At 47.6% G+C, this 23,126-nt stretch carries 17 protein-coding genes, 2 tRNA genes and 4 rRNA genes; 20 read left to right on the plus strand and 3 right to left on the minus strand.

The features are described from left to right. Positions 1-18: 18 nt before the first annotated feature. The 15 genes from ACZ481_RS02150 to rrf (ACZ481_RS02220) all read left to right on the plus strand — a co-directional run bounded on the left by ACZ481_RS02150 (position 19) and on the right by rrf (ACZ481_RS02220) (position 15,108). On the plus strand, positions 19-588 hold the full coding sequence (locus ACZ481_RS02150; protein WP_464768558.1) for a biotin transporter BioY: 570 nt from the start codon (positions 19-21) through the stop codon (positions 586-588). Positions 589-878: 290 nt separating this feature from the next. Then, positions 879-1,643, plus strand: coding sequence for a type III pantothenate kinase (locus ACZ481_RS02155; protein ID WP_464768559.1), 765 nt, complete (start codon positions 879-881; stop codon positions 1,641-1,643). Between the two features lie 62 nt (positions 1,644-1,705). Beyond that, entirely contained in the window at positions 1,706-2,674 is a 969-nt protein-coding gene (gene dusB, locus ACZ481_RS02160; protein ID WP_464768560.1) for a tRNA dihydrouridine synthase DusB, read from the plus strand. Positions 2,675-2,834: 160 nt separating this feature from the next. Continuing rightward, positions 2,835-3,797 (plus strand): hypothetical protein, encoded by a 963-nt coding sequence (locus ACZ481_RS02165; RefSeq protein ID WP_464768561.1) that lies wholly within the window; start codon positions 2,835-2,837, stop codon positions 3,795-3,797. Between the two features lie 114 nt (positions 3,798-3,911). Further along, positions 3,912-4,433, plus strand: coding sequence for a helix-turn-helix domain-containing protein (locus ACZ481_RS02170; protein ID WP_464768562.1), 522 nt, complete (start codon positions 3,912-3,914; stop codon positions 4,431-4,433). A gap of 15 nt (positions 4,434-4,448) precedes the next feature. After that, a complete protein-coding gene (locus ACZ481_RS02175; RefSeq protein ID WP_464768563.1) occupies positions 4,449-5,351 on the plus strand; it encodes a quinate 5-dehydrogenase in 903 nt (300 codons plus the stop codon). Positions 5,352-5,365: 14 nt separating this feature from the next. Further along, entirely contained in the window at positions 5,366-6,460 is a 1,095-nt protein-coding gene (locus ACZ481_RS02180; protein WP_464768564.1) for a shikimate dehydrogenase, read from the plus strand. A gap of 258 nt (positions 6,461-6,718) precedes the next feature. After that, positions 6,719-7,201 carry a transcription elongation factor GreA gene (gene greA, locus ACZ481_RS02185; RefSeq protein ID WP_144352665.1) on the plus strand — a complete coding sequence of 161 codons (483 nt, stop codon included), beginning with the start codon at positions 6,719-6,721 and terminating at the stop codon, positions 7,199-7,201. Between the two features lie 32 nt (positions 7,202-7,233). Continuing rightward, positions 7,234-8,733: a lysine--tRNA ligase gene (lysS, locus tag ACZ481_RS02190; RefSeq protein ID WP_464768565.1), complete on the plus strand. Its 1,500-nt coding sequence runs from the start codon at positions 7,234-7,236 to the stop codon at positions 8,731-8,733. A gap of 550 nt (positions 8,734-9,283) precedes the next feature. Continuing rightward, positions 9,284-10,842, plus strand: a 16S ribosomal RNA gene (locus ACZ481_RS02195). Between the two features lie 300 nt (positions 10,843-11,142). Further along, a tRNA-Ile gene (locus ACZ481_RS02200) sits at positions 11,143-11,219 on the plus strand. Between the two features lie 75 nt (positions 11,220-11,294). Beyond that, positions 11,295-11,370 (plus strand) — tRNA-Ala (locus ACZ481_RS02205). 4 nt (positions 11,371-11,374) lie between these two features. Then, positions 11,375-11,491, plus strand: a 5S ribosomal RNA gene (rrf, locus tag ACZ481_RS02210). 302 nt (positions 11,492-11,793) lie between these two features. After that, positions 11,794-14,800, plus strand: a 23S ribosomal RNA gene (locus tag ACZ481_RS02215). 191 nt (positions 14,801-14,991) lie between these two features. Beyond that, a 5S ribosomal RNA gene (gene rrf / locus ACZ481_RS02220) occupies positions 14,992-15,108 on the plus strand. The 16S, 23S and 5S rRNA genes sit together here with 2 tRNA genes alongside, the layout of an rRNA operon. A 53-nt stretch (positions 15,109-15,161) precedes the next feature. On the opposite strand, the gene ACZ481_RS02225 is transcribed toward rrf (ACZ481_RS02220), so the two are convergent. The 3 genes from ACZ481_RS02225 to speD all read right to left on the minus strand — a co-directional run bounded on the left by ACZ481_RS02225 (position 15,162) and on the right by speD (position 18,023). Beyond that, the gene (locus ACZ481_RS02225) at positions 15,162-16,613 is read right to left on the minus strand and encodes an IS1182 family transposase (RefSeq protein ID WP_464766731.1); all 1,452 of its coding nucleotides are present in this window, start codon (positions 16,611-16,613) and stop codon (positions 15,162-15,164) included. Between the two features lie 215 nt (positions 16,614-16,828). After that, complete coding sequence (locus ACZ481_RS02230) at positions 16,829-17,323, minus strand: rubrerythrin family protein (RefSeq protein WP_464768566.1); 495 nt, start codon at positions 17,321-17,323, stop codon at positions 16,829-16,831. A 250-nt stretch (positions 17,324-17,573) separates the two neighbouring features. Further along, a complete protein-coding gene (gene speD, locus ACZ481_RS02235; protein WP_464768567.1) occupies positions 17,574-18,023 on the minus strand; it encodes an adenosylmethionine decarboxylase in 450 nt (149 codons plus the stop codon). A gap of 313 nt (positions 18,024-18,336) precedes the next feature. Between speD and ACZ481_RS02240 the strand changes: the two genes are divergently transcribed. The 5 genes from ACZ481_RS02240 to ACZ481_RS02260 all read left to right on the plus strand — a co-directional run bounded on the left by ACZ481_RS02240 (position 18,337) and on the right by ACZ481_RS02260 (position 23,087). After that, positions 18,337-19,278, plus strand: a complete 942-nt coding sequence (locus tag ACZ481_RS02240) for a nitronate monooxygenase (RefSeq protein ID WP_464768568.1) — start codon at positions 18,337-18,339, stop codon at positions 19,276-19,278. 26 nt (positions 19,279-19,304) lie between these two features. After that, entirely contained in the window at positions 19,305-20,489 is a 1,185-nt protein-coding gene (locus ACZ481_RS02245) for an FprA family A-type flavoprotein (protein ID WP_464768569.1), read from the plus strand. Positions 20,490-20,701: 212 nt separating this feature from the next. Beyond that, the gene (locus ACZ481_RS02250) at positions 20,702-21,115 is read left to right on the plus strand and encodes a hypothetical protein (protein ID WP_464768570.1); all 414 of its coding nucleotides are present in this window, start codon (positions 20,702-20,704) and stop codon (positions 21,113-21,115) included. Between the two features lie 9 nt (positions 21,116-21,124). After that, the gene (locus tag ACZ481_RS02255) at positions 21,125-22,309 is read left to right on the plus strand and encodes a class I SAM-dependent rRNA methyltransferase (RefSeq protein ID WP_464768571.1); all 1,185 of its coding nucleotides are present in this window, start codon (positions 21,125-21,127) and stop codon (positions 22,307-22,309) included. Between the two features lie 319 nt (positions 22,310-22,628). Next, positions 22,629-23,087 carry a CtsR family transcriptional regulator gene (locus ACZ481_RS02260; RefSeq protein ID WP_464768572.1) on the plus strand — a complete coding sequence of 153 codons (459 nt, stop codon included), beginning with the start codon at positions 22,629-22,631 and terminating at the stop codon, positions 23,085-23,087. The last annotated feature ends 39 nt before the right edge of the window (positions 23,088-23,126 follow it).

The raw sequence follows: 23,126 nt of genomic DNA on the forward strand, positions 1-23,126 counted from the left end.
GTTAGAAGGAGGGTAATTATGAATACTAAAAATATGGCGCTTACAAGTCTATTCGCCGCCCTGCTTGCGGTGAGTGCCCAGGTCTCGATTCCACTGGGACCGGTGCCGATTACAATGCAGGTCCTGTTTGTGCTGCTGGCGGGTATTATATTAGGTAAGCGCTTGGGGCCGGCCAGTGTTGCCGTATGGGTGCTGCTTGGCCTGTTTGGTTTACCGGTGTTTGCTCAGGGGAAAGCCGGGGCTGCAGTTTTGATTGGCCCAACCGGCGGCTATATTCTTGGCTACTTTATCTGCACGTATATTGTTGGATATGTTGCGGAACACTTTGAACTGACATATAAACACACTGCCATTGCCATTCTGGCAGGCCTGGCTGCCATTTACACAATTGGCTTGGCAGGCTTTATGCTGTCCTTTCAATATGTATTGCACAAAGCCATGCCGCTGGAAAGAGCACTTAATTTAGCCGTATGGCCCTTTTTACCGTTCGACTTAATTAAGGCTGCGATAGCTGTATATATTGGGGTACGGGTTCGCCGGGCGCTGTTAAAAAGTGGACTTGTTACAATTAAGCAGCAGCTGAGCTGACAGGAATTTCTCAATTCAGTCTTATATTTACAATTTCCCTGCTTTTAAGGTACAATAACTAGTATTGATAACCTAATACCATGTCAGCCCTAATTCAGTGAATACTGCCGGCCTATTTTCCGCAACCCATCGTTGTCGTCAGTCAGCATATGTCCCGTATGCCTCCTTTCTCCGCCTTGGTTTGCGAAAAATAACCTCGCCATTATTCTACCGTTTTAGAACGGACAAGGTATTAGAGGTCATTCAGAATTGACAGAATACGGCCTGTAGCTATAGGGGGATTTTTACTCATGTTATTAGTGGTTGATGTTGGTAACAGCAACATCGTTCTGGGGGTTTACGAAGGCCGGGAGCTTAATTATCACTGGCGTATTTCCACAGACAAGCAAAAGACCGGTGATGAGTACGGGATGCTTATTTATAACCTGTTTACCTATCGTGGTCTAAAGATGGAAGACATTGAAGCGATTATTATTTCTTCCGTAGTTCCGCCCCTGGTTGTGCCTTTGACCAGGATGTGTCAGCGGTATTTTAATGTTGAGCCGCTTGTTGTTGGGCCTGGGATCAAGACCGGTATTTGTATTAAATATGAAAATCCGCGTGAAGTCGGCGCTGACCGGATTGTAAATGCCATTGCCGCTTATGTGCAGTACGGTGGGCCCTTAATCGTTGTTGATTTCGGCACGGCAACTACATTTTGTGCACTGGCGGAAAATGGCGACTATCTAGGGGGCGCGATTGCTCCGGGTATCGGTATCTCAACCGAAGCGTTGTTTCAACGGGCGGCTAAATTACCACGGATTGAACTAATTAAACCCAAAACCGTAATCTGCCGCAACACCATAAGCAGTATGCAATCAGGTATAATCTACGGGTTTGTTGGTCAGGTAGATGAAATTGTCCGCCGTATGCGAGAGGAGATGGGACAACAGGTAACCGTCATTGCTACCGGGGGGCTGGCTAACTTAATCGCGCAGGAGTCTCGTACCATTGATAAGGTAGATACCTTTCTGACTTTGGAGGGACTAAGGCTTATCTATGAGCGCAACCGGTGATTTAGCCCGCAAGGCGGCCTGTACTAGGCCGCCTTTTGAGACTGGTGAAGGAGGTGGCACTTATGCGCATTGGTCACATTGAACTTGCCAATCCGGTGATTTTAGCCCCTATGGCCGGTGTTACCGACCTGCCGTTTCGCCTGCTGGCCAAGGAAATGGGCTGCGGTCTGGTGTATTCAGAGATGGTAAGCGATAAGGGTCTTATATATGAGAATACACATACCAAGAAACTGTTGGCGATTGAGGCGCGGGAGCGGCCGGTGGCATTGCAGATATTTGGCTCTGAACCGGAAAGTATGGCTAAAGCGGCGCGTATTGTTGCTGCCGCCGGCGCCAATATAATTGATATTAATATGGGCTGTCCAACCCCTAAAATTGTGAAAAATGGTGAGGGGGCAGCACTGATGCGAGCCCCCGGCCTGGCCTGTCGCATTATTGGGGCCGTTGTTGAGGCTGCCGGTGGTATACCGGTTACTGTCAAGTTTCGCAAAGGCTGGGATGAAACTTGTGTCAATGCCGTACAAATTGCCAGACTGGCCGAACAGGCCGGGGCAGCGGCGGTGAGTGTCCATGGCCGTACTCGCGAACAATTTTATGCCGGGCAGGCTGACTGGTCGATTATCAGAGCGGTAAAGCAGGCTGTTGCCATTCCCGTTATTGGCAATGGCGATATTCGCACCCCGCAGGATGCGGAGCGAATGTTGACTGAAACCGGCTGTGATGGCATAATGATAGGGCGGGGGGCACAGGGAAATCCCTGGATCTTCCGTCAGGTCGCCCATTATCTGGCTACCGGTCAGATTTTGCCGCTACCTACACTTGGGGAACGAATTGATATGCTGCTCAGGCATCTTGACCTGCTGGTGGGCCATAAAGGCGAATACACCGGTATCCGGGAAATGCGCAGCCATGCCGCCTGGTATACCAAGGGCCTGCCCAGCTCAGCGGAACTCAGACTCAAATTCAACCAGGCCTCCACCAGAGAAGATTTTATACAGATCATGGAAAATTATCGTGATGCTATAATTTAAATTTGTCAATATGCACAAGCCGGAAACTGCTTAGAAATGTCCAGCTGCTAGGCGCGACGAGGACGTGACCGCAGTCGTACTGGGAAGTACGTCGGAGGGAACGCCCGCAGGAGCAACAACGCAGATAGGCGTTTCTAAGCAGTTTCCGCAGGGGGTAAGGATGGATATGCTCATTATGCCCGTCGCCAACGGCATCTTGCCCAGGCCGGAGGGCGGAACAATTACAGGAATGTTTATCATGGAAAACGGCGGACAATTGCTTTTGGATGTCGGGGTAGGCCGGGAAATTTTTATTTGTCCATGGCTTATTGAGGAACAAGGCCTGTATCCGATTGGCGTAGTTGTCCGGATCGTAAATATCTGGAATGAAATTGCTGCCGATGATACCGGCAATGAAATACCTGTACTTATGGCTAAATTGGAAGGGCGGGGCCATGCCCGCTGGTATACCCTGCGCACTGCCGGCAGCTATATTTATTCCACCGATATTGAATATATCAATCTCAAAAAAATGCGTAAAGAATATCCTTCCATTTCCGGGGCCGGTTGGTCCCCTCAAGGTGGATATACCGAATTTCGTGATAAAAGTGACATTCCGGTAACTGTTTACGGCACTGATCTTGAAACCGGCCAGGAAGTGCGTGTAACAGCTAATTTAGGCGGACTGGTCGAACCGGAGCAGGCTCATACAATTGAGCACTCTATTATCAGGGCCTTAACGATGTATGGTTTATGTACAGCCCGCACGCTGGTGGAAGCCATGAGCCGGGAAACCAGCGAGCTGAAAAAATCTGTTGAATTTAGTATTAAACACACATTGCCGGAAGCGCTGGGATTGACTGCCAGTGGTGCCTGCGGCAACCCAATGACTAATTTGGCGCAATTTTATCTGGCCCAGGAGTTTGTTGGCAACATCCAGGCGGGAAAGTCCCTGGATGAATCGCTGGCTAAAGCCCGCCGGGCCACAATGTCGCAACTCACGGGCGATATGGGGATTACAATGCAGCAAGGCGTCCGTGTCCTGCAAGGCTTAAAAAAGGGCATGGCTCATGACGACACTGTATTAAAGCTTGAAACCTATAAAAAAGTGATTAGCCGCTTCCCTTTTGCGCCATGGGGGTAGCGGTAATTTTTATTACGCTATGATATGGGAAAACTTGTTAAAATACAAAAAAAATGCTAGAATATGTATGTACACAACCTTGTGCACATATATTAACTAGGAGATGAACAAGCTGTGTTGTTACGCATTGGCGACAAGATAGTCAACCGCCAGAAAATACATCAGACCGTTGATCGCATTCTGGATTTGCGCCGCGATGGTTTATCACAGCAGGAAGTTGCCGGGCGTCTGGGTGTTGATCGCACTTTTGTCTCCAGGCTTGAGACAATCGGCGAGATTCGCAAGGGCGGTCGTGTAGCACTTATTGGCTTCCCATTGCAGAACTGTCAGGAGATATATGCTGTAGCCCGGCAGGAGGGTATTGATTTCTGCCTTGTTTTATCTGAACAGGAGCGCTGGGATTTTGTTCAAACCAAAAGCGGGGTAGAACTGTTTAATACAATTATGGAGATTGTGGGAACCGTCCGGAAATATGATATAGTTATTATTATCGGTTCAAATATGAGGATTAAATTAATTGAGACTATACTGGATAAAGTGGTGATCGGGGTGCAAATTGGTGAATCTCCGATTGCTGAAGATAAATATGTCAATCCGGAGGATATTCGTGCTCTCATCAGGCAGCTTCGGTTTTAACCGGGAGGATCATAGATGAAACAAGTAGTGAGTATTAGTCTTGGTTCATCGCAACGCAACGGAACTACATCCGTTGTATTCGGCGGCCAGGAATTTTTGATAAAGAGAATAGGTACAGATGGTAACAAACAGGCAGCAGCCCAGTTGATCCGCGAACTGGATGGGCAGGTGGACGCTATCGGCCTTGGCGGTACCGATATATATATATATGCCGGCAGTAGACGGTACACATTTCGGGAAGCCGCAGCGCTGGCAGCTAACGCCAGAAAAACGCCGGTAGTCGATGGCAGTGCAATTAAGAACACGCTGGAGCGTCAGGTTGTTTCTTACCTTGAAGACCAATATGAACTGAATTTTAAGGATAAGGACGCTTTGATCGTTTGCGCTGTCGACCGGTTTGGCCTGGCTGAGGCCCTGGTGGGCGCCGGCAGCCGGACGGTTTTTGGTGATTTAATGTTTGGCTTGGGAGTGCCAATACCTATTCGTACACTTCCGGGCTTATCGCGATTGGCGACTGTTGTTGCCCCTGTTATCACCAGACTTCCGGTCAGTTTCTTTTATCCCACTGGTGACAAGCAGACCCAGGGAAGGCCCCGGTTTGCGTCTTATTTCCATAAGGCGGCAATTATTGCCGGCGACTTTCACTTTATCAGGCGTTATATGCCGGAGAATATGAACAATAAACTTGTAATTACCAATACGGTTACTAAGGATGATGAGGTGTTGTTACAGCAACGTGGTGTTAGTACACTGGTAACTACTACCCCGGAAATGGGGGGACGTTCTTTTGGTACCAATATTTTAGAGGGGGTACTGACGGCTTTATCAGGTAAACGGCCCGAGCAGCTAACCGCCGGAGATTATACCTGTCTCATTGAACAGGCCGGCATTAAACCCCGAGTCAAAACACTCAGATAAGGGAGGTGCGGTATTTGCAAAAATTTGCTTTTGTTGTTCATCCGCTGGAAGCCAAAGATTTTAGCCGCAAATTTGCTTTTGCCAAGAGTTGGCCGGACGGATTAGTGGAAGGGATTATTAAATACATACCGCCGTTTAAGGTTTCGCATATTAGCGGCATTGATTCAGGACATAATACGGCCGAAGGCTGGTTTGTCGGCTGCCCGCTCACATCCCGGCAGATGCTTGCGATGCCGGAAAAATATGTGACTCAGAAAATTATTAAGGCTGGTAAAGTGGCAGAAAAAATGGGGGCTAAAATCGTTGGCCTCGGTGCTTTTACCTCCATTGTCGGCGATGCCGGCATAACTGTGGCCAAGAACTTAAAGATTGCCGTGACTACCGGTAATAGTTATACGGTAGCTACTGCGCTGGCAGGAACCAGACAAGCTGCCAAAGTGATGGGTATAGACCTGGAGCGGGCTAATGTGTTGATTTTGGGGGCGTCTGGTGCTATTGGCGCAGCCTGCGCTCAGATTTTAGCCCGTGAGGTGCGTTACTTGACCTTGGCTGCCAGGGATGAAATTAAATTAGAAAAAATTGCCAGACAAATTTTTAAGACATCAGGATTAGCGGTGCGGGTTACGGCAAATACTAAACTTGCTATTCGCAATGCTGATGTTGTTGTTGCTGTAACCAGTGCGATTGACAGTATCATTGAGCCTGAGGATTTAAGACCAGGTGCAATAGTCTGTGACGTTGCCAGACCGCGTAATGTCTCGCGCCGGGTAGCTGAAACGCGCAATGATGTCTTGGTTATTGAGGGTGGCGTTGTCGAAATTCCCGGTGATGTTAATTTTGGCCTGAATTTTGGATTTCCACCGAAAACAGCTTATGCCTGTATGGCCGAAACTATGATCTTAGCGCTTGAAGGGCGGTATGAGAACTTTACGCTTGGCCGGGATTTAACCGTAAAGCAGGTTGAAACAATTGATAAACTGGCTGCCAAGCATGGTTTTAAGCTAGCTGGCTTTCGCAGTTTTGAACGGGCCATTACCTCTCAGGAACTGGAAGTGATTAGAAACAACGCATCTGTTCAAATCAGTCAGATGCAAAAAGGAGTACTCTAGAAAATATTGACAAATGATCTATTTATGCCTATAATAATGAAAAATAGAGGATGACCTTCCTAATCGCAGGTTGCCTCTTACCTTCCACAGTGTCAAGTTTCTACTTGACACTATTTATATTGCCTAAGCCATGTGTTTCTGTAATTTTTCCGGACAGGAGGCAATTTTTCAGGCGAAGCGAATACACTATCTACAAAGTATATTTAGAATATTTGCAAAGACGTTTGCCGAATATTTAATAATAAAGAGGAGAATGACATCATGGAAAAAGACGTTATGCTGACAATAGACGGACTGAAAAAAATTGAACATAAGCTTGATCATTTAAAATCAGTCCGCCGCCGTGAGGTTGCGGAACGTATTAAGCAAGCGATCGAATTTGGCGACATCAGCGAAAATTCAGAGTATGAAGATGCAAAAAATGAGCAAGCCTTTATTGAAGGGGAAATTCTGACGCTGGAAAAAATCCTGCGTAACGCCAAAGTCATTGATGAAGGCGAAGTTGGTACAGACATTGTGGCCCTGGGCTCTACTGTTAAACTGAAAGACCTTGAATTTGATGATGAGCTTGAATACACTATTGTCGGTTCGGCTGAAGCGGATCCTGCGGAATCTAAAATCTCCAATGAGTCGCCCGTGGGCCAGGCTATACTTGGACAGAAAGTTGGCAGCATTGTGGAAGTAAATGTTCCGGCCGGCATATTAAAATATGAAATTATGGAGATCAGGCGCCAGCATTAATTTTGATAAAAGTGAGACAGGGGAGAATGTACATGCCAGAATCAGGAGTAATACTCGATAAAGAACAAACAGCAGAAGAGCTAAATGTACTTATGAAGGTCCGGCGGGAAAAAATGGATAAAATTGCTGCGCAAGGCATTGAGCCCTTTGGCCGTAAGTATAAATTTACACACCACGCTCAGACGATTATCAATAATTATGCCGAATTAGAAGGACAAACTGTGCGAATAGCCGGCCGGCTTATGGCTGTCCGCGGGCATGGTAAAGCCAGCTTTGGCCATGTAATGGATATGTCCGGCCGGATCCAAGTTTATTTCCGTCAGGATGTTATGGGAGAAATGGCTTATGAACAGTTTCGCCTGCTCGATATCGGCGATATTGTGGGGATTGAGGGCGTAGTATTTACAACACAAAAAGGCGAAATCAGTGTTAAAGCCAATAATTTTGAGTTTTTGTCCAAATCTCTCCGGCCATTACCGGAAAAGTGGCATGGGCTTAAAGACGTGGAAATGCGCTATCGGCAGCGCTATCTGGATTTAATCGTCAGCCCTGATGTGCGCAATAACTTTGTTATACGCAGCAAGATCATCAAAGCTTTCCGTCAACTACTCGATGAACGGGATTTCCTGGAAGTAGAAACCCCGATGATGCATCCGATTGCGGGGGGGGCGGCAGCACGCCCGTTCATTACCCATCACAATGCCCTTGACATGAAATTGTTTATGCGTATTGCGCCGGAGCTATACCTCAAGCGGCTGATTGTTGGCGGTTTTGAAAAAGTATATGAGCTTGGCCGGGTCTTTAGGAATGAAGGCATTTCTATCAAACACAATCCGGAATTTACAATGGTTGAACTCTATCAGGCTTTTGCCGATTATCAGGATATAATGAAGCTGACAGAAGAAGTCGTAGCCGGTGTAGCCCAGTCTGTTCTTGGCACAACCAAAATAACCTATCAGGGGCAGGAAATTGATCTTACACCGCCGTGGAACCGGATGACAATGCCTGAGGCTGTAAAAAAATATGCCGGTGTGGATTTTAATGAAATTAAGACTTTAGCTGAGGCCCGGACGGCAGCGGATAAGCTGGGCGTCAAATATGAACAAAAACACGGTATAGGTGGTATTTTAAATAACGTGTTTGAGGAAGTGTGTGAGCAACATCTGATTCAGCCCACCTTTATTATTGGACATCCTACAGAAATATCGCCACTGGCTAAACGTAATAAAGATAATCCTGAAATCACAGATCGCTTTGAAGCGTTTATATTTGCCCGTGAAATTGCCAATGGATTTTCGGAATTAAATGATCCGATTGACCAGCATGGACGTTTTGCCGATCAATTAAAGCAGCGGCTGGCTGGTGACGATGAAGCGCATATGATGGATGAGGACTACATCAATGCGCTAGAGTATGGTTTGCCGCCAACAGGTGGTTTAGGCATTGGTATTGACCGTTTAGTTATGTTTTTAACCGATTCCTATTCAATCCGGGATGTAATCCTGTTTCCGCATATGCGGCACCGTGAATAAGGTGTTGAATACTGGCCGGATTTAATCCGGCCAGTATGTTTTTTATTGACAAGCTTAAAATAGTTGTGATGAACCGATTTCATTCATTTGCGACTTTATGAATATGGCTAAAACATATTGACAGTGAATTTGATATATGATACCATATAGAAGTCGCAAAACTTGCGGTTTAAAATTACAAAAAAATATATTGACACAACAGTATTGATGTGATAATATATAAAAGCTGTCGCATTAGCAATGACAAGCGACAACAACAGCATCCTAGCGCATCCATGCGCGTCGGTCCCGGGCAAAGCGTATCGTCCTGATACGCCTGTGATCCTAGCGCATCCATGCGCGTCGGTCCCGGGCAGAGCGTATCGTCCATGATACGCCCGTGATCCTAGCGCATCCGTGCGCGTCGTTCCCTGAAAACTGAACAATGTAAAGAAATGCATCATAAAAGCCAGATGTGCGGTGTGCTGCCATGCAGCACAACCAACAACAAATTTGATTGAATTGAGCCGATAAAACGGCTTCAATATATATAGTCGCAAGACTATGAACTTTATTGGAGAGTTTGATCCTGGCTCAGGACGAACGCTGGCGGCGTGCCTAACACATGCAAGTCGAACGGAGTAGTTAGCAATAGCTACTTAGTGGCGAACGGGTGAGTAACGCGTAGACAACCTGCCTCTGAATTGGGGACAACACCGCGAAAGTGGTGCTAATACCGAATGTGGTATCTTAGTTGCATGACTGAGATAAGAAAGGTGGCCTCTATATATAAGCTACCGTTGAGAGATGGGTCTGCGTCTGATTAGCTGGTTGGTGAGGTAACGGCTCACCAAGGCGACGATCAGTAGCCGGTCTGAGAGGATGAACGGCCACACTGGGACTGAGACACGGCCCAGACTCCTACGGGAGGCAGCAGTGGGGAATCTTCCGCAATGGACGAAAGTCTGACGGAGCAACGCCGCGTGAGTGAAGAAGGCCTTCGGGTCGTAAAGCTCTGTCGTTTGGGACGAACGTATCCTATGTAAACAATATAGGGTAATGACGGTACCAAAGGAGGAAGCCACGGCTAACTACGTGCCAGCAGCCGCGGTAATACGTAGGTGGCAAGCGTTGTCCGGAATTATTGGGCGTAAAGGGCGTGTAGGTGGCCTGGTAAGTCGTGTGTCTAAGTGCGAAGCTCAACTTCGTATGGGCGCAGGAAACTGACAGGCTTGAGTGCAGGAGAGGAAAGTGGAATTCCCAGTGTAGCGGTGAAATGCGTAGAGATTGGGAGGAACACCAGTGGCGAAGGCGACTTTCTGGACTGTGTCTGACACTGAGGCGCGAAAGCCAGGGGAGCGAACGGGATTAGATACCCCGGTAGTCCTGGCCGTAAACGATGGGTACTAGGTGTAGAGGGTATCGACCCCTTCTGTGCCGGAGTTAACGCAATAAGTACCCCGCCTGGGGAGTACGGCCGCAAGGTTGAAACTCAAAGGAATTGACGGGGGCCCGCACAAGCGGTGGAGTATGTGGTTTAATTCGACGCAACGCGAAGAACCTTACCAGGGCTTGACATTGAGCGAAAGGTCTAGAGATAGATCCCTTACCTTCGGGTAACGCGAAAACAGGTGGTGCATGGCTGTCGTCAGCTCGTGTCGTGAGATGTTGGGTTAAGTCCCGCAACGAGCGCAACCCTTATCCTTTGTTGCCAGCGCGTAAAGGCGGGAACTCAAGGGAGACTGCCGCAGAGAATGCGGAGGAAGGCGGGGATGACGTCAAGTCATCATGCCCCTAATGTCCTGGGCTACACACGTACTACAATGGGCTTAAACAAAGCGAAGCAAACCTGCGAAGGCAAGCGAAACGCAGAAACAAGCTCTCAGTTCGGATCGGAGGCTGCAACTCGCCTCCGTGAAGTCGGAATCGCTAGTAATCGCAGGTCAGCATACTGCGGTGAATACGTTCCCGGGCCTTGTACACACCGCCCGTCACACCACGAAAGTCAGTCACACCCGAAGCCGGTGGGGTAACCAGAAAAGGAACTAGCCGTCGAAGGTGGGGCCGATGATTGGGGTGAAGTCGTAACAAGGTAGCCGTATCGGAAGGTGCGGCTGGATCACCTCCTTTCTAGGGATAAGCAGAGAACCAGGTTTTTAGGAGCGAAAGCGACGCGGAAACCTGAGTGAATCGCTTAGTTCTGAGCGCAAGCGATAAGCAGAGAACCCAAGAAGGCGAGCCGCGAGGCGAAGTCTGATTGGTGTGAATCGCTTAGTTCTGAGCGCAAGCGAAGAACATCATATAACTAAGCGAGCTCTATTCCAGGTCGGTACATTTGGCAGATGCAGGAAATACTAGACGCACCATATGCGGTGGCTGTAGTAAATCCATTTACATTGTTTGGTTTTGAGGGAATGCAATATCCTCAATGGGCCTATAGCTCAGCTGGTTAGAGCGCACGCCTGATAAGCGTGAGGTCAGTGGTTCAAGTCCACTTAGGCCCACCATTTTAGATATTGGATAGTAGACTTTGGACATTGGAGTAAAAAACCTTGCTAAATCCAACATCTAACATCTGATATGGGGGCGTAGCTCAGCTGGGAGAGCACCTGCCTTGCAAGCAGGGGGTCAGCGGTTCGATCCCGCTCGTCTCCACCATAGATCCAGTGACGATAGCTGTGGGGTTCCACCTGTTCCCATACCGAACACAGCAGTTAAGCCCACAAACGCCGAAGGTACTTGGCTGGAAACGGCCCGGGAGATTAGGAAGTTGCTGGTTTTGATGAACACAGTTGTGTTCATCAGTTTAATATGTTCTTTGAAAACTGCACAGAAGAAAGCAAAGTAAAAGTACCTCTCATATGCAAATATGTGAAGTAACTTAACGAAGCGCAATTAGGATTTTTAAAAAATGACTTAACCTTAGTCACAAGCAAAGTTTAAGTTGAGGCGGAGACTGGCTAGAAGGTGCCATATGCTAGGCGCCCCGGAAACCCGAGCCGTGCCGCGTACTCGCGTACGCAAACAATCGGGTTGAGGAGCAACAACGCAGATGGCGGCTTATAGACAGTCGGAGCTAGAAGTCAAGTTAGTAAGGGCATACGGTGGATGCCTAGGCGCCAAGAGCCGAAGAAGGACGCGGTAAGCTGCGAAAAGTCATGGGGAGCCGCAAGCAGGCCCTGATCCATGAATATCCGAATGGGGGAACCCAGTGGTGGTCATGCACCATTACCCGGCGTAAGTCGGGAGGTAAGCCGGGGAACTGAAACATCTAAGTACCCGGAGGAAAAGTAATCAAACGAGATTCCCCAAGTAGCGGCGAGCGAACGGGGAAGAGCCCAAACCCGGATCGACATTCGACTTTCGACACTGGATTTTGGAAGAGTAAAACGATAGTTTTACGAATCCCTTACGAAAGTCTAAAGTCGTACGTCGAATGTCGAATGTCGACCCGGGGGTTGAGGACCGGCGGAAGTTTCGTCAGGCCTAGCCGAACTACCTGGAAAGGTAGGCCGCAGAAGGTAACAGCCCTGTAAGCGAAAGGCAGAGCGAAATGGCCGGAATCCAGAGTACCACGGGACACGAGGAACCCTGTGGGAAGCAGGGGGGACCACCCTCCAAGGCAAAATACTCGAGGCGACCGATAGCGCATAGTACCGTGAGGGAAAGGTGAAAAGCACCCCGGGAGGGGAGTGAAAAAGAACCTGAAACCGTATGCCTACAAGCAGTCGAAGGCCCGTAGGAGGCTGACGGCGTGCCTATTGAAGAATGAACCGGCGAGTTACAATATCCAGCAAGGTTAAGTGGAAGACACGGAGCCGAAGCGAAAGCGAGTCTAAAAAGGGCGAAAGTTGGATAGTGTAGACCCGAAACCGCAGTGATCTATCCATGGCCAGGTTGAAGCGCAGGTAAAAATGCGTGGAGGACCGAACCCGTGAGCGTTGAAAAGCTTTGGGATGAGTTGTGGATAGGGGTGAAATGCCAATCGAACGCGGAGATAGCTGGTTCTCCCCGAAATAGCTTTAGGGCTAGCCTCAGGAAGTAAGTACAGGCGGTAGAGCACTGATAGGGCTAGGGGCCTAATGGGTTACTGAACCTTGTCAAACTACGAATGCCTGTAGTGGAATCCTGGGAGTCAGACTACGAGTGATAAGACCCGTGGTCAAGAGGGAAACAGCCCAGACCATCAGCTAAGGTCCCCAATGCCGTACTAAGTGGCAAAGGATGTGGAGATACAAAAACAACCAGGATGTTGGCTTAGAAGCAGCCACCATTAAAAGAGTGCGTAATAGCTCACTGGTCGAGTGTCGCTGCGCCGAAGATGTCCGGGGCTAAAGTACGGAACCGAAGCTATGGCATGTCGAAGGACATGGGTAGGGGAGCGTTCTATACCCAGAGAAGGTATACCGTAAGGAGTGCTGGAGAGTATAGAAGTGAGAATGCCGGTATGAGTAGCGAAAAGACAAGTGAGAATCTTGTCCACCGAAAGCCTAAGGATTTCTGAGGAAGGATCGTCCGCTCAGAGTCAGTCGGGCCCTAAGCCGAGGCAAAAAGCGTAGGCGATGGACAACTGGTAAATATTCCAGTACCACCTAGGATCGTTTGAGCGAAGGAGTGACACAGGAGGGCAGGCAAGCGCGAGGATGGAAATTCGCGTCTAAGCTTGTAGGGTGCATCACAGGCAAATCCGTGATGCGTAAAGCCTGAGGAGTGACGGGTAGCTGTTAGAGATAATGGCGAAATTGCTGATCCCAGACTGTCAAGAAAAGCTTCTAGTGAGAGACTAGGTGCCCGTACCGTAAACCGACACAGGTAGGCGGGGAGAGAATCCTAAGGTGCGCGGGAGAACCCTCGTTAAGGAACTCGGCAAAATGTCCCCGTAACTTCGGGAAAAGGGGAGCTTGTAAACCGTGTAGACCAGAAGCGGTCGAAGCGGGAATGAGTTGCAAAAAAGAGGCCCAAGCGACTGTTTACCACAAACACAGGTGCCTGCTAAAGCGAAAGCTGACGTATAGGTGCTGACACCTGCCCGGTGCCGGAAGGTTAAGAGGAGAGCTTAGCGCAAGCGAAGGTTTGAATTGAAGCCCCGGTAAACGGCGGCCGTAACTATAACGGTCCTAAGGTAGCGAAATTCCTTGTCGGGTAAGTTCCGACCCGCACGAAAGGTGTAACGACTTGGGCACTGTCTCAACGAGGGACCCGGTGAAATTGAAATACCTGTGAAGATGCAGGTTACCCGCGACTGGACAGAAAGACCCCATGGAGCTTTACTGCAACCTGACATTGAGTTTTGGTAAATGATGTACAGGATAGGTGGGAGACTAGGAAGATGGGACGCAAGTCTCATTGGAGTCAATGTTGGGATACCACCCTTTATTTACTGGAGTTCTAACTCAAGGAGTAACGAAACTGAGGACAGTGTCAGGCGGGCAGTTTGACTGGGGCGGTCGCCTCCGAAAGAGTAACGGAGGCGCCCAAAGGTTCCCTCAGCGCGGATGGAAATCGCGCGAAGAGTGTAAAGGCAGAAGGGAGCTTGACTGCGAGACAGACAAGTCGAGCAGGGACGAAAGTCGGGCTTAGTGATCCGGTGGTACCGAGTGGAAGGGCCATCGCTCAACGGATAAAAGCTACCCTGGGGATAACAGGCTAATCTCTCCCAAGAGTCCATATCGACGGGGAGGTTTGGCACCTCGATGTCGGCTCATCACATCCTGGGGCTGAAGTAGGTCCCAAGGGTTGGGCTGTTCGCCCATTAAAGTGGTACGTGAGCTGGGTTCAGAACGTCGTGAGACAGTTCGGTCCCTATCCATCGCGGGCGTAAGAGACTTGAAGGGAACTGCTCCTAGTACGAGAGGACCGGAGTGGACGGACCCATGGTGTACCAGTTATCCCGCCAGGGGTAGAGCTGGGTAGCTACGTCCGGAAAGGATAAACGCTGAAAGCATCTAAGCGTGAAACCAGCCTTAAGATGAGGTCTGTCATTCGCAAGAAGTAAGGCCCCTTGGAGAAGACAAGGTTGATAGGCCAGGAGTGGAAGTGGAGCGATCCATGGAGCGGACTGGTACTAATAGGCCGAGGACTTGACTTTTAAGCAGCGAACCAACTTGCCGCGAGCGAGAGCGAAACGGGAAGTTGTGTGAGTCGCTTAGTTAGAGCGGAGCGATAACATCCATAATGTATGTTGTAACTCCGAGCTGGCAACCAGTAAATTACTATTGCGCAAATCTTTCTTCTGTGAAGTTTTCAGGGAACATACTCTAACGAGATGTTCACCTAAAATCCAGTGACGATAGCTGTGGGGTTCCACCTGTTCCCATACCGAACACAGAAGTTAAGCCCACAAACGCCGAAGGTACTTGGTTGGAAACGGCCCGGGAGATTAGGAAGTTGCTGGTTAGAACAAAGCACTCACTTTGTGAGTGCTTTCAGACCGTAGACAAAAAGGCACTTTACGCAAAGCGTAAGGTGCCTTTTGTCAATGAGTGGAAACAAGGAGATAAAAAAGCAAGTTTTCCGAGCCAAAAATCGGCAAACAAAGGAGCTAATAGCCCCGTTCTCCGTTTCCAGGTGGCTAGCTTCTTTAAATTCATGCAGGCAAAAATAAGGGTTACCTGCATCTTTACTTTTTGCAGACCCCGCAATTGTGTATATCTCATTGCATGTTTTTCCTTTGCATCCGCAAATACCCGCTCAATCGTTTGACTTCTCAGTTTATAGATATCTCGATAGACTGGCATATGCCGATAGTCTTCGGCTATTTCTATGTAGTTCTCCCATACATGACGTGTGACGAGTTTTTGGTGTAACTGGCTTTGGGTACATTGCGATAAATACCGACAGTCTTTACAGTACTTGGGATCACTTTTAAATTCCTGGTATCCCTCCCGGTTCGTTGTACTGTATGACAGTACCTGATTGCCAGGACACACTATGCAATCATAATATTCATCATACACATATTCGTATTTCTTAAAGAATCCTTCTTTCGTCATTGGCCGCTTATACGGCACGGCCGGAATCCTTTCACTATCTATTACCTGCTTCATGATCCACGGCGTTTTATATCCTGCATCTACAGCCACTACTTTGATCTCTGGAAATTGACCGATTAGCTTGTCATACACTCTATCAAACAGGGTGCTGTCGTGACTATTTCCGGCCCCAACCTCAAAGTCCAGAATGAAGTTATGCCGGTCACAGGCTGTGTTAGTCACATAGGCAAAGCACTTGTCATGCTCTCCTTTGTGGAATAGCCCACTTTCCGGATCGGTGCAGCTTTGCTTGCTTGCTTTCATTTCCGGAGGCTCATCGTCATCCTTTTTCAGGGGCTTTTTCCCATGATTTTGCCGGTCTTTGTTGATTTCTTCCTCTAATTGCTGCTGATACTGCTTGGCCTGGTTTTCTACCATTTCATTCCGGGCTTTCTTTTTGTTTGCACTGGCTTTGATATGCGTTGCATCCATAAACACGGCACTCGCATCGACAAAACCACTATCAACGGCTTCTTGTAAGATACGGGCAAATATCCGCTCAAACACATCCGTATCTTTAAATCGTCTCGTATAGTTCTTGCCAAAGGTCGAGAAGTGGGGGATCGGTTCTGTCATATCGTAGCCGATAAACCACCGATAGGCCATATTCACTTCTATTTCTTTGATCGTCTGACGCATACTTCGGATTCCAAACAGGTGTTGTATAAATACTATTTTAAACAGGCTTACCGGGTCGATTCCCGGTTTTCCCCACTCTATCTCGCTATATAATCCTTTTACTTCTTCGTAGATAAAACTAAAATCAATGGCTCTATCTATATCCCGTAACATATGCTGCTCGGGCACTAAATCTTCCAAACATACAAACTTGATTTGCCTTTGGCTGTCTCGATTCTTTTTTACATACATAATAAAATCACTCCCTTCTTCATTTTACCATAATGTTGGGAGTGATTCTGCTTTTGTCTACAGGCTGAAAGCACTCACTTTGTGAGTGCTTTGTTTTTCTATGTGGCGAAACAGGTTCCAATGGCAGCGGACTGAGGTTATATGCAGACGGTAAAGGGACTACTTTCCTTTAATGCAAAAAACCTGACCATAAAGGCCAGGTTTCTTTTGAGTGCTTAGCCCACGCTCCTGTAAGCTTGGGCTTTGGCACCACAGATAGGACATTTATCAGGGGCTTCCCTTTCGGCAATATGACCACATACGCTACATAGATAATATTCGTAGGATTCCTCTTGCCCGAGGTTGTCAAGCGCTTTTTGATAGAGGACGGCATGTACTTTCTCCGCTTCATTGGCCAGATTAAAAGTACGTAAAGCAGCAGTATGGTTTTCTTCCTTAGCTTCTTTAATGAAATCGGGATACATAGATTCAAATTCATAAGTCTCGCCGGCGACAGCTGTCTTAAGGTTTTCCGCTGTGGATTTAATTCCGCCTAATGTTTTTAAATGGGTGTGGGCATGAATCGTTTCGGCCTCTGCCGCCGCCCGGAAAAGTTTTGCCGCCTGTTTATGACCCTCAAGATCAGCTTGTTTGGCAAAAGCCAGGTATTTACGGTTAGCTTGCGATTCTCCGGCAAAAGCTTCGGCTAAATTTTTGTCAGTATTACTCATGTGAAAGGCCCCCTTGTTTTAATTTGTTATTATTATCTATGGAATATTATTATCTAACTTACTGGGTTTGTCAATAGTTTATCCTAAAATTTTCTAATTTATTAGAAAAACTTGGCTTGGGCTAGGACGCCGGCAGAAGCCACCTGTGCCCTTGAGGGTATAGATTTTTCTTATCCCTTAGATCATGATCTTGAAATTTTATAAATTCTGATGGGGTTAAAAAACAGTCAGCAGCGCTGACTGTTTTTTTCTATTTATTTCGCAGAAAGCGCCAAACCTTGGCACTGGTATTGCGGACACGCCGCAAAGGGGCAATGCTGACCCGGATGCGGGGTTTCATATCCTTTTGTGAACCAAAGTCGCCGCGCATGATGTGGGTTGTTTTGGTTTTTTCAGGTTTTAAGAATCTTTTTAAGACGGCAAGTGCTTTATCAGAACGGGTTTGATCTCCGCAAATAAAGACGTCAACAGCTGCGTAACCAAGATCAGGATAGGTATGAATACTAATATGGCTTTTCGTTAACAGGGCCAGCACGGTCAGGCCCTGTGGCTCAAATTTCTGGCAGGATAAATTCAGCAGGGTCATATTGGTTTGTGCTAATGCTGCCAGTATTGCATTTTTAACCAATTCAAGATTATTTAGGTTTTCGTAGCTGCAGCCATACATATCGACAGCTAAATGTTTTCCGAGTAATTTCACAATTTTTCGCCCCTTTATATCGAATTATGCGGTTAACTAAGGAAAAATGCCAAATACGGATTAAATTGCTGAAAAAAACCGATTAGCAGAAAACAATATTGAATTACGTGGGAATAATTTGATTTATACAATTTTTCATTATAGGTTAGAGTGAGCAGTATTGTAAAGAGTTATTTCATCTAAGTCAGAGAATAAAAATTAATATTTTGCTACCATTAAATTACTGACTGAAAAAAACAATAGCAGGAATTAATTGGCTTCACAGTGAAGAAACTATTTTAGATGATAAATTGGACTAACAGGGAGGGTTAACATGCAGACTAAATTGACACAACTTCTTAATATAGCGTACCCGATTCTGCAGGGCGGGATGGCTTGGATTTCCGATGCCAGGCTGGCCGCCGCGGTTTCCACGGCCGGAGGGGCCGGTATCATTGCCGCCGGCGGCCGGGACGCTGCGTATGTCCGGGAGCAGATTCGCCTGGCCAGGCAATTAACAGACAAGCCTTTTGGTGTTAATGTCCAGCTTATGGCCCCGGATAAAGAGGAAGTCATCCAAGTTGTTTGTGAAGAAAAGCCGGCTTTTGTAACCTTGGGAGCCGGCAACCCTGTGCCTTATTTTGAAAGGCTTACCAAGGCCGGTGTCAAGAAAATCCCGGTTGTCCCCAATGTTAAGCTGGCCCAGCGTGTCGAAGCCAGTGGCGCCGATGCCATTGTGATTGAAGGCATGGAGGCTGGGGGCCATATTGGTGTTCTAACCACTATGGCACTGATGACGCAGGTCATTCCTTTTATCAGCATTCCGGTCATCGCTGCCGGTGGCTTTGCTGACGGCCGCGGTCTGGCCGCAGCCCTGGTGATGGGAGCAGCGGGAGTGCAGATCGGAACAAGATTTCTAATTGCTGAGGAATGCAGTGTTCATCCTAATGTTAAACAAAGGCTGCTTACTGCTGCCGATACCGATAGTGTTGTAACCGGTTTAATGTCCGGCCATGGTGTGCGGGGCATTAGAAATTCATTTACGGAAAAATATTCGGCTATGGAAAGAAGCGGTGCACTCCAGGCTGAACTGGATAAACTGGCTACCGGAACCAACCGGCTGGCTGCTATTGAAGGTGATATTGACAATGGTGCAGTGCTTGCCGGGCAAAGCTTACTGCCGCTTAAACAGATTGAGCCGGCAGCGGTTATTGTCAGGGACCTTATAAATGAAGCCAGCCAGGTATTAGGTGCGGCGCCCAAATTGTTAAGCTGAAATTTACATAGGAGGAGTGAAGGGCAATGAATAATGTCAAAATATCTGAGAGTGTGTATTATGTCGGCGCGGTTGACTGGAATCTCCGTGATTTTCACGGGTACACAACCCCCCGGGGTGTAACCTACAATTCCTATCTTATTGTTGATGAGAAGGTATGCCTGATTGATACTGTCAAGGCCCCTTTTGCTGCGGAACTATTGGACCGGATTAGTCAGATTATTGATCCTGCTAAAATTGATTATATCATTACCAACCATATTGAACCAGACCATTCCAGTGCTTTACCGGCAGTGATGGCAAGAGCACCGCAGGCTAAAGTTTTATTAACTGAACATGGCCGTACTGGTATTATAAAGCATTACCAGCAAAATTATGATTTTCAGGTTGTAAAAGAAGGGGATGTGCTTGATCTTGGCCGTAACAAACTGCAGTTCGTGCCTGTCCCCATGCTGCACTGGCCCGATTCCATGATCAGTTATCTGACTGGTGAGCAAGTATTGTTCTCTAATGATGCCTTCGGGCAGCATATTTCAACTACGAAGCGTTTTGATGATGAAAACGACCTTCCACAGGTCTTGTTTGAGGCCGAAAAGTACTATGCCAATATTCTGCTGCCATTTGGTAAAATGGTGGTAAAGGCTGTTGATAAGCTGAAAGAACTGCCCATTCAGATTATAGCTCCCAGCCATGGGGTAGTATGGCGGAAGCATATACCTGATATTGTTGCCAAATATCAGGACTGGGGACGAGGTAAGACTACAGGGAAGGTAATTATTGCCTATGACAGCATGTGGGGCAGCACAGAACGAATGGCCAGGCAGATTCTTGAGGGTGTGGCCGCTGCCGGTGCTGCCGGCAAATTATACAAAATGTCAACAGCCGACCGGAGTGAGGTTATCAGGGATATGCTGGAAGCAGGCGGAATTTTAATAGGGTCTTCCACTCTGAACAATGGTATGCTGCCCAATATAGGGGCATTAATGACGTATATAAAAGGACTCAGGCCGGCCGGAAAAATCGGCGCCGGCTTTGGTGCTTACGGTTGGGGCGGCGGCGCCCAGAATGCGATTGAGGAAATGCTGAAAGGGGCAGGCATAGCCGTGGAGCAACCCGGCATAGCCCTAAAATGGGTTCCTGATGAGGAGGAACTGCATAAGTGCTTTGTGTTTGGCCGGGAATTTGCTAATAAAATTTTGGCAAGGCTTTAGAAGATCAGGCAGTGCTGTCAGGCGCTGCCTTTCTACATACTGTTGCTGCGGTGGTGCAAACTATGACTACAATATGAATGCGGGTAGGCGGTAGAATGCACACTTTCCATCATGGTTTCTGGATTTATTTTTTTACAAGGCATCACCCGCGGGTGTGGCAATTCGTGTTTGGTGCCATGTTGCCAGATTATATTTACGTGGCACTTCTTTGTATGTTATTGTTAAAAGGCTATATATCCTGGCCTGAGCTAGGCAGTCTGAGTCCCCGGGTGCTTATGAGCCTTGTGCCGCTTTTCCCCTGGGTTGTAAAAAGTGATTTAATAGGCCATTCGGTGCCAATTTGGTTTAGTGTTCTGCTTATTAGCTTTTGGCCAGGGTTCAGAAGAGTCCAGGCATTTATTATCGGCTGGGGAACGCACCTGCTGCTGGATGCTTTAACTCATGGTGCATTTTCCAATTTTTATCTGTATCCGTTAGCCTATTCTACTGTGGAAAGCCCGGTATCCTATTGGGAACATAATCATTGGTTCCGGGAATACGGGCTTGTTAATGCCGTTTTAATGTCGGCAGCAGCCATGTATATGGTTGGTGAATGGTGGAAAAACCGAAAACGTATGAAGAAATGAGGCATAGTTATGGAAATTAAAACAAAAGCATTTTTGCGTAAAGGTGCTCAACACCGGGTTGAGAATGGTCATCCCTGGATATTTCAGAGTGAAATTGATTATTTTGAGGGTGAGTTTGATCCCGGTGATATCGTTGATGTCTACAATGCTCGTCAGCGGTTTGTCGGGAGAGGATATATCAATCCCCGTTCGCAGATTATTATTCGAATTTTGACGCGGCAGCAGGAACCTATCAATAGAGATTTTTTTAAACGCCGTATTGAGACTGCCTGGCGGTACCGGCAGACTTTTTTGTCTGAACCGGAATACTGCCGGTTGGTATATGGGGAAGCGGATTTTCTGCCGGCGTTAATTGTTGATAAATTTGGGAAATATATAGTTATCCAGACTCTGGCGCTGGGAATCGATATGCACAAAGAGGCAATTGTATCTGTGCTGGAAGAACTGTTTTCACCGGCAGGTATTTACGAACGCAATGATGTGCCTGTACGCAAACTGGAAGGGTTGGATATGCGCAAAGGCTATATAAAAGGTAATTTTCCAACCCGGATTATCGTTAATGAAAACGGCATTCCCTTTTATGCCGATGTGGATAAAGGCCAAAAAACCGGTTTTTTCTATGATCAGCGGGAAAACCGCCGGTTTTTACAGCACATCGTGAAAGATGCCGAGGTATTGGATTGTTTTTGCCATACCGGTTCGTTTGCCGTACATAGTGCGCTGTATGGGGCCCGGAGCCTGCATTCCATTGATATTTCCGAAGAAGCTATCGAATTGGCTAAGGAAAATGCCGTGCTCAATGGGGTCAGTGAGCGGTGCAATTTTGAGGTGGCCAACGCTTTTGACGCATTACGCTCGTTAACCGACGAACACCGGCAATTTGATGTGGTTATTCTCGATCCGCCGGCCTTTACGAAAAGTCGCAACAGTATTGAGGGGGCGGCGCGGGGCTATAAGGAAATAAACCTGCGTGGCTTAAAGCTAACCCGACCAGGTGGGTTCCTGGTCACCTGCTCCTGCTCCTATCATATTGACCGCGACCTTTTCAAAGCAATTGTTGTTGATGCTGCCCGGGACGCCAGACGGGTAATCCGGGAAGTAGAATACAGGACCCAGGCCAAAGATCATCCGGTTTTGCCGGCTGCACCGGAAACCAATTACCTGAAATTTTTAGTGCTTCAGGTTGTCGAATAGCCACTGACTTGACCACATTATATTTTATGTTGCTGACGGCCAACATGGCAAATGGCGGCGTCAGCCCCTTCTAGCAGACCCTTGCCAGTATGCGCGTCAGTGCTTCCTTGCCCTGTACCATTTGGTCTCGTCCTAAAAATAACATCTAATATGGGTAAGGCACCAGTAATTTCGAGTAATATTTATTAAACTTGAGATATTTAGCGATAATTATTCTTAATTTGCTGCAAAAGGCGGATTTTGCCATACCGCGTCTATTGCAATTAACAGCAGTTTAAAATACAATAAAGTCAAAAGATCAATTAAAGTCAAAGAGGAGGTGAGGGACTTGAACAATCTGGCTGATATCATTGAGCAGTGGATTTTGCGTGAGATGTCACAGGAGCAAGATGATATCATTGTCCTGCGCCGTAATGAAATGGCGGAAGAACTTGACTGTGCGCCCTCCCAAATCAGCTATGTGCTTAGTACCCGCTTTACGATTGAGCGCGGGTTTATTGTTGAATCCCGGCGCGGTTCCGGGGGTTTTGTCCGGATTGCCCGTATCCCGGTACAAACACTTGTCTATCAGGATGCTGCCAATCAAATGCAGGACAGCATGAGCCTGGCTGATTTAAAAGCGATTGTCACTCACCTGCGCAGTCATAATCTTATGACAGGCCGTGAGGCCGCGCTTATCTATAAATGCTTTTCGATCCTGTATGATCGGCTTGACCCCCAGGAACGTATACCGTTGCTGAAGTCACTGTTACTGACCCTGGCAACACAAAATGAATAATGAGTACGGAGGCCAATAACATGTTATGTGATGAGTGCC

The sequence above is a fragment of the Sporomusa intestinalis genome, assembly GCF_055383785.1.